General features: G+C 31.0%; 15 protein-coding genes and 1 riboswitch. Of the genes, 4 read left to right on the top strand and 11 right to left on the bottom strand.

Annotated elements, in window-relative coordinates:
• The first annotated feature begins 72 nt into the window (after positions 1 to 72).
• Positions 73 to 417 carry a DUF805 domain-containing protein gene (locus N4A57_RS07225; RefSeq protein ID WP_293657205.1) on the top strand — a complete coding sequence of 115 codons (345 nt, stop codon included), beginning with the start codon at positions 73 to 75 and terminating at the stop codon, positions 415 to 417.
• Between the two features lie 127 nt (positions 418 to 544).
• On the opposite strand, the gene N4A57_RS07220 is transcribed toward N4A57_RS07225, so the two are convergent.
• The 3 genes from N4A57_RS07220 to spoVG all read right to left on the bottom strand — a co-directional run bounded on the left by N4A57_RS07220 (position 545) and on the right by spoVG (position 3,572).
• Entirely contained in the window at positions 545 to 1,492 is a 948-nt protein-coding gene (locus tag N4A57_RS07220) for a ribose-phosphate diphosphokinase (RefSeq protein WP_293657170.1), read from the bottom strand.
• A 17-nt stretch (positions 1,493 to 1,509) separates the two neighbouring features.
• Complete coding sequence (gene glmU, locus N4A57_RS07215) at positions 1,510 to 2,886, bottom strand: bifunctional UDP-N-acetylglucosamine diphosphorylase/glucosamine-1-phosphate N-acetyltransferase GlmU (protein WP_293657168.1); 1,377 nt, start codon at positions 2,884 to 2,886, stop codon at positions 1,510 to 1,512.
• A 416-nt stretch (positions 2,887 to 3,302) separates the two neighbouring features.
• A complete protein-coding gene (gene spoVG / locus N4A57_RS07210; RefSeq protein WP_293657166.1) occupies positions 3,303 to 3,572 on the bottom strand; it encodes a septation regulator SpoVG in 270 nt (89 codons plus the stop codon).
• A gap of 363 nt (positions 3,573 to 3,935) precedes the next feature.
• Between spoVG and N4A57_RS07205 the strand changes: the two genes are divergently transcribed.
• Complete coding sequence (locus N4A57_RS07205) at positions 3,936 to 4,856, top strand: EamA family transporter (RefSeq protein ID WP_293657165.1); 921 nt, start codon at positions 3,936 to 3,938, stop codon at positions 4,854 to 4,856.
• A gap of 56 nt (positions 4,857 to 4,912) precedes the next feature.
• On the opposite strand, the gene purR is transcribed toward N4A57_RS07205, so the two are convergent.
• Complete coding sequence (gene purR, locus N4A57_RS07200) at positions 4,913 to 5,728, bottom strand: pur operon repressor (protein ID WP_293657164.1); 816 nt, start codon at positions 5,726 to 5,728, stop codon at positions 4,913 to 4,915.
• Between the two features lie 209 nt (positions 5,729 to 5,937).
• Between purR and murC the strand changes: the two genes are divergently transcribed.
• Positions 5,938 to 7,329, top strand: coding sequence for a UDP-N-acetylmuramate--L-alanine ligase (gene murC / locus N4A57_RS07195; RefSeq protein WP_293657163.1), 1,392 nt, complete (start codon positions 5,938 to 5,940; stop codon positions 7,327 to 7,329).
• A 20-nt stretch (positions 7,330 to 7,349) separates the two neighbouring features.
• Here murC and N4A57_RS07190 read toward each other — a convergent pair whose 3' ends face one another.
• From N4A57_RS07190 to N4A57_RS07170, 5 genes are all read right to left on the bottom strand, one after another.
• Positions 7,350 to 8,492, bottom strand: a complete 1,143-nt coding sequence (locus N4A57_RS07190; RefSeq protein ID WP_293657161.1) for a hypothetical protein — start codon at positions 8,490 to 8,492, stop codon at positions 7,350 to 7,352.
• 230 nt (positions 8,493 to 8,722) lie between these two features.
• Complete coding sequence (locus N4A57_RS07185; RefSeq protein ID WP_293657160.1) at positions 8,723 to 9,664, bottom strand: LCP family protein; 942 nt, start codon at positions 9,662 to 9,664, stop codon at positions 8,723 to 8,725.
• Between the two features lie 212 nt (positions 9,665 to 9,876).
• Positions 9,877 to 10,725 carry a 3-hydroxybutyryl-CoA dehydrogenase gene (locus N4A57_RS07180; protein WP_293657159.1) on the bottom strand — a complete coding sequence of 283 codons (849 nt, stop codon included), beginning with the start codon at positions 10,723 to 10,725 and terminating at the stop codon, positions 9,877 to 9,879.
• A gap of 18 nt (positions 10,726 to 10,743) precedes the next feature.
• The gene (locus N4A57_RS07175; protein WP_293657158.1) at positions 10,744 to 11,523 is read right to left on the bottom strand and encodes a short-chain-enoyl-CoA hydratase; all 780 of its coding nucleotides are present in this window, start codon (positions 11,521 to 11,523) and stop codon (positions 10,744 to 10,746) included.
• 229 nt (positions 11,524 to 11,752) lie between these two features.
• A complete protein-coding gene (locus tag N4A57_RS07170) occupies positions 11,753 to 12,958 on the bottom strand; it encodes an aspartate kinase (RefSeq protein WP_293657157.1) in 1,206 nt (401 codons plus the stop codon).
• A 156-nt stretch (positions 12,959 to 13,114) separates the two neighbouring features.
• A riboswitch (Lysine riboswitch) is annotated at positions 13,115 to 13,305 on the bottom strand.
• Positions 13,306 to 13,435: 130 nt separating this feature from the next.
• Between N4A57_RS07170 and N4A57_RS07165 the strand changes: the two genes are divergently transcribed.
• On the top strand, positions 13,436 to 14,005 hold the full coding sequence (locus N4A57_RS07165) for a zinc-ribbon domain-containing protein (protein WP_293657156.1): 570 nt from the start codon (positions 13,436 to 13,438) through the stop codon (positions 14,003 to 14,005).
• Between the two features lie 19 nt (positions 14,006 to 14,024).
• On the opposite strand, the gene N4A57_RS07160 is transcribed toward N4A57_RS07165, so the two are convergent.
• Both N4A57_RS07160 and N4A57_RS07155 read right to left on the bottom strand, forming a co-directional pair.
• Positions 14,025 to 14,186 carry a hypothetical protein gene (locus N4A57_RS07160; protein ID WP_293657155.1) on the bottom strand — a complete coding sequence of 54 codons (162 nt, stop codon included), beginning with the start codon at positions 14,184 to 14,186 and terminating at the stop codon, positions 14,025 to 14,027.
• Between the two features lie 365 nt (positions 14,187 to 14,551).
• Positions 14,552 to 16,165, bottom strand: a complete 1,614-nt coding sequence (locus tag N4A57_RS07155; RefSeq protein WP_293657154.1) for a diguanylate cyclase domain-containing protein — start codon at positions 16,163 to 16,165, stop codon at positions 14,552 to 14,554.
• Positions 16,166 to 16,548: the final 383 nt, after the last annotated feature.

Here is a 16,548-nt window from a genome sequence, read left to right as displayed (position 1 = left end):
TATTTTTGATTTTATTGTAATATTATGTATATATTTGTTTTTTTAGATTAGGAGGTGACTAAATTGAAAGAAATGTTTTTTAGTTATGATGGAAGAATTAATAGAGCTAAGTTTTTTGGTTACAATATTTTACTTTCTGCTGTTTCTGGAATAATCTCATTTATAATTAATAGTCTTATTCAGAATTCAGTTGGCTTAATGCTTTCTGGTATTGTTGGAGTAGCTTCACTTTATCCCATGGCATGTTTATATATAAAGAGGTCTCATGATCTTAATAAATCTGGTTCTTTCATATTGCTTTGTTTAATTCCATTGGTTAATTTATATCCATCAATTGTACTTACATTTGTTAAAGGAACTGATGGTCCAAATCAATATGGTGAAGACCCATTATCTTTAACTGATACTCAGTATTAAATAATAGAAATTTCATAAAAGGAACTGTCTTAAAATAATATTAATTATTATTCTAAGACAGTTCCTTTTTTACTAATACTCTTTTCTAAAAGAGCAAAAGGTGGAAGAACAAGTCTTCCACCTTTTATTAATCAAATAATTTACTTACAGATTGGTTTCCATATATTCTCTTTATTGCCTCAGCAAATATGCCGGCCACTGATAGAGAATTGATATTTTTTATTTTCTTATTTTCATCAAGTTCAATAGTATCAAGTATTACTAATTCATCAATAGCAGAATTATTAATTCTCTCTATTGCTGGACCTGATAATACGGGATGAGTACAGCATGCATAAACATCTTTAGCTCCAAATTCCTTTAAAGCACTAGCAGCATTTGTAATAGTTCCTGCCGTATCTATCATGTCATCAATTAATATTACATTTTTACCTTCTATATCCCCTATAATATTCATTACCTCTGATACGTTAGCCTTAGGTCTTCTCTTGTCAATTATAGCTATAGGTGCATCTAAGTATCCTGCAAAATTCCTAGCTCTAGTTACACTTCCTAAGTCTGGAGATACTACTACTAAATCTTCAATACCTCTTTCTTTAAAGTGTTTAGCAAGTATTGGCACACCTAAAAGATGATCTAGTGGAATTTCGAAATATCCTTGGATTTGAGCAGCATGTAAGTCCATAGTAAGTACTCTGTCTGCTCCTGCTGCTGTTATTAAATCTGCTACTAATTTTGCTGTGATTGGATCTCTAGCTTTTGCTTTTCTATCTTGTCTTGCATATCCATAATAAGGTATAACCGCATTAATTCTTCCTGCAGAAGCTCTCTTTAATGCATCTACCATTATTAAAAGTTCCATTAAGTTATTATTTACTGGTTCACAAGTTGATTGAATTACAAATACATCTGCACCTCTTACAGTTTCATTGATATTTACTGAAATCTCTCCATCACTGAAAGTTCCAACATGAGCATCTCCTAACTCAATCTCTAATTCCTGACAGATTTTAGAAGCCAATTCTTTAGATGCATTTCCTGCAAATACTTTGATCTTTTGTCTATTAGTATTCATTTAATATCCTCCTTAGGCTATTTGTTTTTTAGAAGTCCTTTTCTCTCTACCCATCCTTCTATGTTCCTTTGCTTTTGTCTAGCTACTGATAATGCTCCCTCTGGAACTTCTTTAGTTATAGTAGAACCTGTAGCAATATAAGAATTTTCTTTTATAGTTACTGGAGCTACTAAGTTACAATTACTTCCCACGAAAGCGTTGTCCTCAACTATGGTTTTATGCTTATTTTTCCCGTCATAGTTAACAAATACTACCCCACAACCTATATTAACACCTGATCCAACTTGTGCATCTCCTATATAAGCTAGATGGGATGCTTTAGAATTATCTCCTATAGTTGCATTTTTAACTTCAACAAAGTCTCCTATTTTAGCTTTTTTACCTATCTTACTATTAGGTCTTAAATATGCATATGGTCCTACAATAGTCTCTTCATCTACAAAACTATCTATTATAGTAGAACTTTGAATCTCCACCTTATCCTTAATAGTAGAGTTTTCAATTCTAGTATTATGTCCTATAATACATTCATTTCCAATAATAGTATTACCCTTTATTATTGCACCTGGATAAATTATAGTATCTTGGCCAATTTCCACATGGGCATCTATATACGTATTGTTAGGATCTATCAATGTAACTCCATTGTCCATTAGTTTGTTTAATGTTCTGTCCCTCATTATCTTCTCAGCTTGGGCTAACTGAACTCTTGAGTTTACTCCTAAAATTTCTTCCATATCTTCTAATACATAAGAACCAACTTTATGTCCCTTGTCATTTAGTATTCCTACCACATCTGTTATATAATACTCCCTTTGACTATTATTATTATTTAATAGACCTAAGGATTCTTTTAAAAGCTTTGCATCATATAAATACATTCCAGAATTTATTTCAGTAATCTTAAGTTCCTCTTCATTTGCATCCTTGTGTTCAACGATTTTTTCCACATACCCTGTACTATCCTTCACAATTCTTCCATATCCATAAGGATTATCCACATGAGCTGTTAAAACTGTTGCTCCTAAGCTGTTTTCCTTATGATACTTTATCATTGCTTTTAATGTGTGTGCTTGAATTAAAGGAGTATCTCCATATAATAAAAGTACATATCCTTCATCTTTAATATATTCTTTTGCTTGGGCTACAGCATGACCTGTTCCTAATTGCTCCCTTTGCAAAACAAAATGTACATCCTCTTTAACCGTTTCTTTTACCACATCTGCACCATGACCTATTACCACTACTGTCTCTTCACAATCCGAACATTTAGCCACATGTATAACATGTTCTACCATAGATTTTCCACATACCCTATGCACTACCTTTGGAAACTTAGATTTCATTCTAGTACCTGCACCAGCTGCCAATATAATGGCTGTAGTCTTTTCCATTTTACAATCACTCCCTATTATACATCATTTATATATACTATAGAACACAAAACTTTATTTTTCGACAAGTTATACGTCCTTATTTTTTCCTTTTTTCCGATAAATAGTATATCACTTTTTATGAGATATAACCAATAATAAACTTAATATTTATAATTTTTTTAAGATAAGGCATATGAAAAAAATAAACTAGTCAGATCATTGAGGGGTTTGGATTATTTTCAAGGCATGGTGAGTGAGCATATTAAACATATGTGAGGGATTCCATAACGAAGAAAATGATTCAAATAACCAGTGAAATGACTAATTTATTTTTTGAATATGCCTAAAACACATAAAAAAAACCTTACTGATGAAAACTACAATGAGTATTTTCATCATAAAGGTTTTAAACTTTAAAAAATTAGGCTTGTACCCTATTCGTCTTGATTTAATTTTGCCTTTTCATAGGCATCAAATATTTTCTCCTGTAATCTAGATCTGGTTTCTGAATTAATAGGATGGGCTATATCTCTAAAATCACCTTCTCCTATCTTTCTACTAGGCATAGCAATAAATAGTCCATTTAATCCTTCTATTATTTTAATATCATGTACTACAAACTCATTATCGAAAGTAACTGACACTATCCCCTTCATTTTTCCTTCATCTTGAATTTTTCTTACACGAACATCTGTAACTTCCATACCTATTACCTCCTTCCTGGTCTCATACAAAATAAGCTATTTAACATGTTCTCCAAATATTTAATATTTCCTTCTTTATTTTTGAAAATTTTTAAAAAATTTTAATTTTCTGAATGATGGAAGTTGTATTTTCAAATATTCTTTATTTTTAGAATGATACAGTATAGTAGTTGAATATATTAAAAGAACAAAGATTTTTAAATTACACACATGAAAGAAATAAATTTATTAATATTTTTTAAGATTTATATCTATTAAGATAAGGGCTCCGTGGTATAATTGAATCTATTAATAATAAGAATAAGAACATAATTTTAATGACTTAATAATAGAAGGGAGATGAGAATTATTACAAATGAAAAAATGAGTAAAAAAGATATTGGCCTTGCCTTTCTTGTGGTTATAGTTTGGGGAGCTAATTTCACTGTGATTAAATTGGGTCTTGCTGGAGTGCCTTCCATGCTATTAGCCGTTTTGCGCTATGTGCTAACTGCATTTCCAGCTATTTTTTTTGTAAGTCGTCCCACCATAGAATGGAAATATTGTATTGCCTATGGATTAGCAGTAGGTGTTGGACAATTTGGTTGCTTGTTTTATGCTATGGATATAGGAATGCCTGCTGGTATTGCTTCTGTTATCCTTCAATCTCAAGCATTTTTCACGATCTTATTTGGGGCAGTTCTTTTAAAAGAACCACTAAAAACAAGGCAAATAATAGGTCTTATAATTGCTTCACTAGGTCTTTACCTCATAGGTACAAATGGAGGTTCTAACGGAACCTTATCTATTCCCATTGGAGCATTTTCATTAAGCCTTTTAGCTGCCGCTTCTTGGAGTGGATCCAATATAGTAATAAGATATGCTGTTGCCCGTGCAACTTCTAAGGGACAAAAATTGGATATGCTTAGCCTTGTTGTATGGTCAAGTCTTGTACCTCCCATACCTCTTATGATTCTTGCACTTATGTTTGACACACCAGAAACATTATTACACTCAATTACTAATTTAAATGGCATATCCATTTTCGCTGTCTTATATCTTGCTTTTTTCTCAACATTATTTGGATACGGCACATGGAGTAGATTACTTGCTAGATATTCTACAGGTAGAGTAGCACCATTATCCTTATTGGTTCCTGTCACTGGACTTATTACAGCGGGCCTTGTCCTTGGAGAAAAACTCTCAGTACTACAATTAGTAGCCGGTTTGGTAATAGTTCTTGGTATAGTCATATCTAATTTTGACCTAGCACCAATGAAATTCTTGCTTAAGGCAAAGGATTAAATATCTTTAAACAGATTCTTAAAAAATTTTAAAAAAGGTTAGCCGAGGCTAACCTTTTAAACTAAATCTTCATTAGGATATATTACTACATTTTCTTCCTTATCATCTATATGATCTAATACAAGTAAGGGGATATAGTCTTTTACAACCTTAACTTCTGGTTCCTTTGTACTTATTAGTACTCCTATTCCTACCACATTTGCGTCAAATTCACGCATCATATCTACCATACCCTTAGCCGTTCCTCCAGCCTTCATAAAATCATCTATTATGATTACATTAGACCCAGGTTTAATGGCACGCTTAGATATGGACATGGTTTGGATTTTACCCGTTGATCCAGATAGATAGTTAATGCTAACAGTAGATCCTTCCGTAACTTTACTATCCCTTCTTAATATTATAAGGGGTACATTAAGTGCATTTGCCGTCATCATGGCTATGGGAATACCTTTAGTTTCTACTGTGATTACATAATCAATTTCCTTATCCATAAATTGGCTAGCAAAAATATTCCCAACCTTTCTCATGGTTGCAGGGTTATATATTATATCTGCCATGTATAAAAATGGACCTGGTATGATTCTTTTTGGATCTTTAAGTTTATCACACACTTTATCTAATATTTCCTTAGTTTCTTCTTTAGTTAAGACAGGTATATATTTTACCCCTCCTGCAGCCCCTGGCACCGTTTCTACCTTGCCCAATTCTAGATCTTCCATTAGTTTCTTTACTATTACAATATCTTCACTAATACTAGATTTGGCCGCATTAAATTTATCCGTAAAATAACTAAGATTAAATAAATGATTTGGATTATCAGTCAATATTTTAACTAATGCTCCGATTCGTTCATTTCTCTTTATTTTCATTCTTTTCCATTCTCCATTCAATTTTTTCGTTTAATATTATATTATTGCTTTTTACACAATTATTCAATACATTTATCTTCTAATAAATCTTTTTATGTTATAATTTTCTAAGAAAACTTTTTCTTCATATTTATCATTTCACATTATTTTAATAAATATATATAAATATGGTTATAATTAACAATAAAGTTTTATTGGAGGATTTTGTAATGTTTGATTTTGATTTAGATAAACATAGTATAAACCACATACATTTCATCGGAATAGGTGGAATAAGTATGAGTGCCTTAGCACAAATTCTTATTAACTTCGATTATAAGGTAACTGGTTCAGATATGAATGATTCAGAAATCACTAAAAAACTTTCATCTCAAGGGGCCACTATACACATGGGCCATAATAAGAATAACATATCTAATCCAGATTTAGTAGTATATACTGCTGCAGTAAAAGAAAATAATCCTGAGCTTGTGGAAGCTAGGACTAAGGAAATTCCTATCCTATCTAGGGCAGAAATGTTAGGCCTTCTTATGAAAAAGTTCAAAAACAACATAGCCGTAGCAGGTACCCATGGAAAGACCACTACCACATCTATGATTTCTGTAATTTTAGACTATAACAAATACTCTCCTACCATATTAGTTGGTGGCCAACTAGATAACATAGGCGGTAATGTTAAAGTTGGTTCTAGAGATTATTTTGTTACAGAAGCTTGTGAATATGTGGGAAGCTTCTTAAAATTCTTCCCTACCATTGGAATTATTTTAAACATTGAAGAAGATCACCTAGATTACTTCAAAGACTTAGATCATATAAAAGAAACTTTTAAAGAATTTATAGATTTAATTCCAAAGGATGGCCTTTTAATAGCCTATGGTGATGATCCTAATATACAAAGTATAATAGACCATGTCCATTGTAATTTAGTTACTTATGGTAAAGATAATAATTCAGATTACTATCCTTCGAATATTTCTTTCAATGACCTGGGATATCCTTCTTTTGACTTGTATAAAAGGGATGAATTCCTAGGAAAAATTAATTTGAAAGTTCCAGGAGAGCATAATCTATTCAACAGCCTAGCATCCATTGCATGCTGTCATCATTTTGGAATAGATATTGATCATATAAATGAGGCTTTAAATACCTTTGGTGGTACCCATAGGAGATTTGATTTACTTGGTCATATTAACAATATAAAAATAGTAGATGACTATGCTCACCATCCAACAGAAATAGAGGCCACATTAAAGGCCCTATCTAATATGGATCACAATAATCTATGGTGTGTTTTTCAACCCCATACATTTACTAGGACCCTATGCCTTTTAGATGAGTTCTCACAGGCCCTTGCTGAAGTAGATAATCTTATTATCACAGACATATATGCAGCTCGAGAAAAGGACACGGGAGAAATCCACTCTAAGGATCTAGTTAAAAAGATTAAAAAACATAATGATAAAGTGAAATACATGAAAGAATTTGATTCCATAGTAAATTACATTTATGAAAATGCTAAACCAAATGATCTGGTTATCACTATGGGAGCTGGAAATGTGAACAGCATTGGAGAACAGTTAGTACAAAAATTAAAGGGCTAGGATTTTATCCTAGCCTCAAATTATATACTCATAGTACTTTTAATTATTTCCCCTATATTTTCACTATAATATGTTTTATCCCTATAGGTAATACTATTTTCATATATCTTTACCACAAGTTCCTCTTCTGACACATTAAAGGTTAAAGTGTATTTTAATTCTGATTCATAGGGAGTTACCATTGTTTCTGACTTTATGGAGTTTACTAACATTCTAGCTAATTCCCTAGGATAAAACACTTCATCTTCTAAATCAAATATATTCTCCCTATCATCTATTACTACCTTTGTACTATTTAATAAATATTCCATTGAATCCCTATTAGTGATCTTATCTATTTTATATTTATCCATTAGATAATCCCAAAGTTTTCCATCATATTCATAAAATTCCTTAGAATCATAGGAATCGATTAATATGGTTTTTTTATTTAACAGTCTTACATTATGGACCCTATCTCCTATGGCCACTTCTATATAATAGTTTGGAAATATGGCACTTAAATTCATGTTTTCTTCCATAACTATTGGATTTTTCAAAGTAATATTTCCTAAAAACCCTTCAATTTCATCCTTGTTAAGAGTCCATACACGAGATATATCCTTAGCTAAAATGCTTATTTTATCCACATCTTTAAACCTCAAATGATCAGCATATTCATCCACATATATGATCCCTAGTTCCTCTATAACCCTTTGTATGTCTTCCTTATTTCCTTCATATACACTACTTCCACCAGTTGGATTATCCACTATTATATAGTTTTTATTTAATTTTATTTTCACATTTTCACTTTTAACATGAAGAGTATACAAATTCTCCATATACTTTTCCTTATCTTCCTTAGATGACATGAGTAAATTAAGTTCTAATCCCTTTAAGAGATCTACAATTCTACTACACTCTTCTGTCTTCACTTCTATTACATTATCAGGAGAAGATTTACATTCTATATATAGTTCATCAATATTTTCAACAACTTCTTTAAAAGGATCCTTTTCCTCTACTACTGATACTTCTTCCTTAACTTCCTCCACTATTATAGTACTTTTTTCATCTGCTTCTTTCTTTTTATCTAAAACAAAGAAAGTAATAGATCCACTTACACTTCCAAGTACTAAAAACAGTATTATTAACCTTACTATTACTTTCGTATTTTTCACTGTTTACCACTCCTAGTTAATTATAAAATGTTTATATATGAATTTATCAATATTAAGCTCTATTTATGCACTAACTTGTCTATAAAGCAAGTTTACATATACTATATTTTTATACATATTCTGCATATGCCTTAAAAGTCCTTCTTCTCACTATCATTATATTAATTTAATTTAAAAAGTTATATAGTCTAATAAGACCTAAATATAAATAAGGGTGCACATGGCATCCCTTATCTTGAATATATTTCTTTTATTATATCTTCAGCTCCAGATTTATCATGTATAAAGTATGATAATCTGTTTCTCATTACAGTATCTCCAGGCATAGAATATGTCTTTAAACTATCACTGTTCATACCAATAGCATCTGTAGCAAGTTTTACTCCATCCACTACAGACAGATCCGTATCAATATATTTCATGACGGTGTTGGCAACTACTGGTAATCTAAAGCCTAATGCCCTCCTTAAGGCAGCCTTTATAAACTGTTGCTGTGCTTTAGTACGTCCAAGGTCTCCATTTGGATACCCCTTTCCATCATTACCCTTTCTAAATCTTAAGAATTGAATAGCCTTTTTACCATCTAATACTTGTGTACCCTTTCTTAAGTCTATATGAAGAGGTGGCTTGTCATAAGGGTCATCATATTTCATATCAATAGGAATAGTCACCTTTACTCCCCCTAATGAATCTACTACACTCTCTACACCCTCATATCTAACTTTAATATAATAATCTATAGGTACATTACAAAGAACTTTACTAATAGCTGTCTTAGTTCCTGTTACCCCTTCATCTCCATGAACTGCATTTATTTTTTTCTTATCTGGAGAATGATTTTTATTTCTCTCATAATAAGTATCCCTAGGTACAGATACTAAATCTATATTGTTAGTATCTGGATCAAAACTTGCAAACATTATAGTATCCGTTCTAGGACCTTCCATACCTAATAATAAAAAGTTTATTCTATCACTTTTTTCTATTAAGAGCTCTAACTCACTCTTTGGATCTTCCTTTGGTACTTCTTTTTCCTTTACTTCTTCCTTTGGCTCTTGTACTACAATTTCCTCTGGAGGATTATAAAACTTTGTAAAGGCCCATACACCAGCTCCCATTACAATTGTAAAACATAGAAATCCTATGAAAAATACCTTCATAAATGTCTTCATATATATCTCCCTTTCAAATACATGTCCATATCTATTGTAACATATGTTAAAAATATAATAGTTAAAAATATATTACAAATCTTTTCTATTCATTTTTTTATTACTTTTGTAATTTTTTATTAACTATTTTTGCCAAAAACAAATTGCAATATATGTAGAAATCATATTTGAAGCAAAAATAAAAAATGCTGCTTTCGCAGCATTTTTTATCTCTATCTATTATAATCAAAGAATCCTTTTTTAGTCTTTCTTCCTAATAGATTAGCTCTAACCATTTTTCTTAATAATGGATGTGGTCTATACTTAGAATCACCAAATTCATTATATAATACTTCCATAATAGCTAAGCATACATCAAGACCAATTAAATCACCTAAAGCTAAAGGTCCAATTGGATGATTTGCACCAAGCTTCATAGCTTCATCTATGTCTTCCTTAGTAGCTACACCGTCAGCTAATATGCCTATAGCTTCGTTTATCATAGGAATTAATACTCTATTTACAACAAATCCAGGAGCTTCATCTACTTCTACTGGAGTTTTTCCTATCTCCTTAGTTAATTCTACTATTACTTCCTTAGTTTCATCAGAAGTAGCAATACCCTTAATAATTTCTACTAACTTCATTACTGGAACTGGGTTGAAGAAATGCATACCAATAACCTTATCTGGTCTATTAGTAGCTGATGCTATTTCAGTTATAGATAAAGAAGAAGTATTTGTAGCTATAATAGTATCTTCTTTACATAATTCATCTAATTGAGCAAATAACTCTTTTTTAGCCTCCATATTTTCAGTGGCAGCTTCTACTATTAGATCACAATCTTTCATTATGCTAATATCTGTAGACGTATGTATTCTACCCATTACTTCACTTTTTTGCTCTTCAGTTAATCTTTCTTTTTTGATTAATCTGTCTAAGTTTTTAGATACTGTAGCTAATCCTCTTTCAATAGAAGAATCTCTTCTAGCTCTAACACAAACTTCATAACCCTTTTGAGCAAAAACTTGGATAATTCCAGCACCCATTGTACCTGTTCCTAAAACACCTATTTTTTTCATATGCTGTTCCCCCTAAAATTATTTAGTTTCAAAATTTGCTTCACGCTTCTCAACAAAAGCAGTCATACCTTCCTTTTGATCCTTTGTTGCAAAACACAAACCAAATAAATTTGCTTCTACTTCAATGCCTGTATCAATATCACCTTGCATTCCTCTATCTATTGCCATCTTAGAGTATCTTACGGCTAATTGAGCATTTTTTATTATACTTTGAGCCATACTAATAGCTTCATCTAATAGGCTTTCCTTATCTACAACCTTGTTTACTAATCCAATGTCCCTAGCTTCTTCAGCCTTAATTATGTTTCCTGTAAATATTAACTCTTTTGCCTTAGCCACACCAACGAGTCTTGGTAATCTTTGAGTACCTGAAAAACCTGGTGTAATACCCAAACCTACTTCTGGTTGACCAAACTTTGCCCTTTCACTTGCGATCCTTAAATCACAGCTCATAGCAAGCTCACAGCCTCCACCTAAAGCAAAACCGTTAACAGCAGCTATAGATGGCTTTTCTAGAGTCTCTATTTTTCTAAAGACCCTTTGACCTAATAGACCAAATTTTCTTCCTTCTTCTGCATTTAAATCCTTCATTTGAGAAATATCTGCTCCAGCCACAAAGGCCTTCCCTTCTCCAGTTAATATAAGTACATCTACAGAATCGTCTTCCTTTATATTATCAATAGCTTTATCTAATTCCAATAATATCTGAGAATTTAATGCATTTAATGCATTTGGTCTATTTAACTTTAAAATAGCCATTCTATCTTTCTTTTCTAGAATTAACATTTCATAGTTCATATCTTTCCCCCCCAATTATAGCCTACAAGGAAATTATACCTCTTTTACATAGAAATACCAACATCTATTTTCTTATGTTTCCCATAAATATAACCTGTCTAATGTTATATTCGTTAAATATATAACAAATCCTTCTATTTTCTTTTCTAATTATTCCGAAAAAAGAAAAATAGGTAAGGTCAACACCTTATCACTTTATGTTTGACCTTACCTATCTTTAATTTTTTATCTATAAATTAAATTCATTGGCCACAGCTTCTAAAGCCCTTTGCCTATCTGACGTATCTATAGTATATGAAATTCGAATTTCTGAAGTAGTTACTTGCTTAAATTGGATATTATTGCTAGCCAGTATATGAAATACCTTAGCAGCAACCCCTGACTGACTTCTCATACCTATTCCTACAACGGACAACTTTGTTATATCTTTCTCTATTTCTACGTTTATATTTCCTATTTTTCTCTCCACATCCTCTAATATATCTAGTATAGTTTTTTCATCTGTCTTAGGGGCTGTAAAGGATAAACTCACATGACCTCCTGCTGGAGCCGTTTGACTTATCATATCTATATTAATATCCTTACTTGCCAACTCATTAAAAATATAGCTTATATTTTGTATATCATATTTAACATTATCTATAGTAACCATTAAATCCTTATCACTCAAAGATAGTCCTGTTATTGCTTTACTTTCCATAGTATTGTCACTCTCCTTTATATAAGTCCCTTCCCACTGCCCTGTATTTAATGCCACATAAACTTTGACCCCATACTTTTGTGCAATTTCAACGGATCTAGTTTCCATAACTCCTGCACCTAGACTTGCCATTTCAAGCATTTCTTCATAGGATATACTCTTTAATTTTCTAGCTGTAGGAAATAATCGTGGATCTACTGTATATATTCCATCCACGTCCGTATATATTTCGCAATTGCAATTTAATTTAGCTGACAAGGCCACTGCAGTAGTATCACTTCCACCACGGCCTAAGGTAGTTATATCACCATTATGGTTTACCCCTTGGAAACCTGCCACAACTACAACTTTATCTTCATTTAGATGATTCTTTAAATTAGTCAAATCTATATGTTCAATCCTAGCCTTTGAATGGAAACCTTTAGTTTGTATACCTGCTTGCATTCCCGTTAAGGATACGGACTCACAACCTTCATTTTGAAGGGCCATACTCATTAAGGATATGGATACCTGCTCTCCAGTAGATATGAGCATATCTAATTCTCTTTTGTCAGGATTATCACTTAAGGAGTTAGCCATATTTATCAAGCTATCTGTGGTCTTTCCCATAGCTGATACAACAACTACTATTTTATCTCCCCTTTCCCTTCTCTTTGATATTCTACTTGCTACGGCTTTTATTTTTTCTAATGTAGCAATTGAACTTCCACCATATTTTTGTACTACTACGGCCATATGATTTACCTCCCCTATTCTCATACATATTTATTAAAGCTTTTATTTATATTTTCCTATATGATCATTTATTAAAGCTTTTATATGGTTTTTTGCAAAATAAAAAACAGCCAAAGCGTAAAAAGGCCATTGACTGTTATTTTTCCTTTTCACCCTTTGTGTATCAGCGCCTTATTGATAAAGTGGTGAATTTATCAATAACAGTCATATACCTATTAAGCATATGCCCAACATGTAAATTTAGAGATGATTTACACATTTCGGCAATGATTCCTTTCCCATAAGATCCTAGAGTCCCTATCTCTCACTTTTGGTACTTATAATCATTGCAACCTCATAACACACAAACTGACATATTTAATTGAATAGTGCCTTTTATCAAAATTTCAATAAAAGTTTTTTATTTCTGACATTTTAGCATATATATAATTTATTGTCAATAAAATAATATAGAAATGATTTTAAAGGGGGTATCACATGAGTATCTTTAACAAGGTAAAAAAAGGTATGATCGACAGTACTAAAGTAATTAAGGACATTTCCTTTGATGTGACGGAAATGACTAAATTGAAAATGGGTCTTTCTAAGGATATGGCTAGTTTAGATAGCCTTTATTATGACCTTGGTAAAGCACTGTATAAGGATTTTAAAAAATATAATATTGAAAACTTATCTGAAGAATCCCTATTTCTTTTAGAAGAAATGAACAAAATTGACTCTAGAATCGAAGAAAGTAAAAATACTATGGATCAATTAAAGGGAATTTTTAAATGTTCTCAATGCCAATTTCAACTAGATGATCATGTAAACTACTGTCCTAATTGTGGTCATCCCATAAAGGACACTTGTAATTGTAAAGATGGTAACAAATGTGATTGTGATTGTAACTGTGGATGTGAGAAATCACAAAAAAAAGAAGATCCCTTACAAGAAAATGAAGATTTCTTGGAAGAATCTTTGCAGGTAGAAGAATGTCCATCCTTAGAAGAGGATAAGATAGAGGATAATTTAGAACCCTGTGAATGTGAAGAAAAAGACGCTGAGTAATTTTACTTAGCGTCTTTTTTTATTCTATCTCTTCTATTTCAAAATCTAAATCCATAATCTGCTTTCTTAATTCCCTTTTTATCATCAATTCTTTTTCAGATAAATTATTACGATTTATTAAGTCAGTATATCGATCCATTAAATTGTTTCTTCTCTTGGTCAACATCTTAACATATTCCATTATAGAACTTCCTTCCTTTTCGACTTTTTTCTACACAACTCTATGTATTTCATTATACAAAAATCCATGTGATTTGTAAAGAATATTTAGACATCTCCAATTATTATTTTTGTATATTTTAGTGCATATATACACTTTTCATTAAAGGGTCTTTATTTTCAGCAAAATTTAGTATAATAATAAAGTAATTAAGGCATATGAAAGAAATAAACCAGTCAGTTCTCTGAGGGATTTGGATTATTTTCAAGGCATGGTGAGCAAGCATATTAAACATATGTAAGCGATTCCATAACGAAGAAAATAATTCAAATAACCAGTGAAATGACTAATTTATCTTTTGAATATGCCTAAAAGAAGGAAGTGAATTATCCCTTCCTTCTTTTATCTTTATACATTTTTTCATCTGCCCCTTTAATACATTCATTTATAGTAGATTTAAAGTCATATTCTTCATAACCTATACTTAGGGAAATATCACGACTAAGAAATGAACTGTCCCTATTTAATATATTAACTCCATGGTTTATATTGTTTATAATATTTTTTACCCTTTCTTCATTGCTGTCCACAAGACCTATTAAAAATTCATCTCCACCATATCTAACTACCACATCCTCATTAGTGGTGGAGTTCTTTAGTATATTGGCCACTTGAACTAATATTTCATCTCCCACATTATGACCATAAAAATCATTTATATATTTAAATTTATCTATGTCTATTATGAATATACCAAAGGAATTTTTATTATGTCTTATTGCTTTTTCCTGTGTTTCTATAAATCTATTGAAGTAGTGCCTATTATAAAGACCTGTTAATGAGTCTGTATTGGCTAACTCCTTTAACTCCTTATGGGCCATTTTTAGTTCTTTAGTTCTTTCATCTACTAGTTTTTCCATATTATGATACATATATTTTAAATGATTAGCCATTTCTTGTATCTTATTTCCTAGTACTTCTATTTCATCTCCACTTTTAATATCTATAGCCACATTAAAATTCCCTCGTCCAACTTCTTCTACTGTATCAGCTAGCTTTAATATGGGTTTTGCCAAATAAATAGTTATTAATATTCCTAGGGTTATTAATATGGCTCCTGCATAAATTATTTCAAATAAAATCTTAGTGTTTAAATCTTCGTGTATATACTTATCTTCATCCATACACAAAAGCATATATATGGATTGTTTTCCGTCATCAGTTAATTTACTTTTCTTAAACACAACTACTTGTTTATTTTCCTTATAGACTAACATATCCTTACTATTGCTTTTTATCATATTAAGTATTTTTTCATCTTGAACTTTAGTCCATATTTTATTGTTATTTGGATGAAAAACATATGTTTTTTCTGGATTTATCATTATGGGAGCGTTTTCATAACCATTCCTTTTAGAGTAAGCTTTTATTCTATCTAAAAGTATCTTCATCTTTAATTTTACCTTTACATATCCTATTAATTGATCTTCTTTGTATAGGGCTTTTATTAAAAGATCCCCATGGTATTTTTCACTTTTTTCTATATTTGCCATATATATTTCTTCGTTTTTTAATAGGGATCTAAGATTTTCATAAACCACTCCATTTTTACAAGTAGAAATAATCCCTAAGCCATCTGGTTTCTTTTCTATGGCCATAATCTCTTTTCCATCTTTATCTATATAAGCTACTTCATTATAATATTGTCTATCATTTAGGAAGGTTTGTAGTTTGTCATATATATGTTCTTCATCTATGTCCTTTATCATACTATTTTCTATAGATTCTGTTAAAGTATTTAAATCTGCCTCACAATAAACTAAAAATGACTTATATATATTCTCTATATTTTCATAAAAGTTTTCTATTTTACTAAATTCCTTCTCCTCTATGACTTTTTTTACTTCTGTAAACCTTACATATTGTATAAACATAAGAGGTATGATACTTATTAATAGTAAGTACATTAGTATTTTAACTCGTATACTCCGCTTAATCATAAACTATTTCCTCTTCCCTATATGAAGTATATAGATTTCTTGGTTTTAAATTTATTTTATACATTAACTTGCCTACAAGGGAAACTATTGAAAATCTTTGGAACCCTGGAACGTCACAACATCCTATGCTACTTAAACATGACACATGAACCTATATACGAAGATTCACACTTTCGCTTGTGACAAGGACTTGGGTGGAAAAGATTTTCAATAGTTTCCTGAAGTAGGCCCACATAAAGCTGGTTTATAAATACGAAATCTATATAGATTTCTTGGTTTTAAAATTGCTTTATACTGAATATAAAATTTTTTTCTCCAAAAACTTATATTATAGATATCTATAGTATAAGAAAAGGAGTCCTAATCATGGGTAGACCAGCGAT

Source organism: Anaeromicrobium sp., assembly GCF_025210435.1.
Lineage (GTDB): Bacteria > Bacillota > Clostridia > Peptostreptococcales > Thermotaleaceae > Anaeromicrobium.
Note: the sequence above shows the minus strand (reverse complement) of the source record. Positions and strands in the feature narration are given on the sequence as shown.

Excerpts from the sequence above, each read along its gene's own strand:
- purR (WP_293657164.1), bottom strand. The coding sequence starts at position 5,728 with ATGAAAATAAAGAGAAATGAACGAATCGGAGCATTAGTTAAAATATTG.
- spoVG (WP_293657166.1), bottom strand. The coding sequence starts at position 3,572 with ATGGAAGTTACAGATGTTCGTGTAAGAAAAATTCAAGATGAAGGAAAA.
- N4A57_RS07165 (WP_293657156.1), top strand. The coding sequence starts at position 13,436 with ATGAGTATCTTTAACAAGGTAAAAAAAGGTATGATCGACAGTACTAAA.
- glmU (WP_293657168.1), bottom strand. The coding sequence starts at position 2,886 with ATGGAAAAGACTACAGCCATTATATTGGCAGCTGGTGCAGGTACTAGA.
- N4A57_RS07205 (WP_293657165.1), top strand. The coding sequence starts at position 3,936 with ATGAGTAAAAAAGATATTGGCCTTGCCTTTCTTGTGGTTATAGTTTGG.
- N4A57_RS07155 (WP_293657154.1), bottom strand. The coding sequence starts at position 16,165 with ATGATTAAGCGGAGTATACGAGTTAAAATACTAATGTACTTACTATTA.
- N4A57_RS07185 (WP_293657160.1), bottom strand. The coding sequence starts at position 9,664 with ATGAAGACATTTATGAAGGTATTTTTCATAGGATTTCTATGTTTTACA.
- N4A57_RS07180 (WP_293657159.1), bottom strand. The coding sequence starts at position 10,725 with ATGAAAAAAATAGGTGTTTTAGGAACAGGTACAATGGGTGCTGGAATT.
- N4A57_RS07170 (WP_293657157.1), bottom strand. The coding sequence starts at position 12,958 with ATGGCCGTAGTAGTACAAAAATATGGTGGAAGTTCAATTGCTACATTA.
- N4A57_RS07175 (WP_293657158.1), bottom strand. The coding sequence starts at position 11,523 with ATGAACTATGAAATGTTAATTCTAGAAAAGAAAGATAGAATGGCTATT.
- N4A57_RS07220 (WP_293657170.1), bottom strand. The coding sequence starts at position 1,492 with ATGAATACTAATAGACAAAAGATCAAAGTATTTGCAGGAAATGCATCT.
- N4A57_RS07225 (WP_293657205.1), top strand. The coding sequence starts at position 73 with ATGTTTTTTAGTTATGATGGAAGAATTAATAGAGCTAAGTTTTTTGGT.
- N4A57_RS07160 (WP_293657155.1), bottom strand. The coding sequence starts at position 14,186 with ATGGAATATGTTAAGATGTTGACCAAGAGAAGAAACAATTTAATGGAT.
- murC (WP_293657163.1), top strand. The coding sequence starts at position 5,938 with ATGTTTGATTTTGATTTAGATAAACATAGTATAAACCACATACATTTC.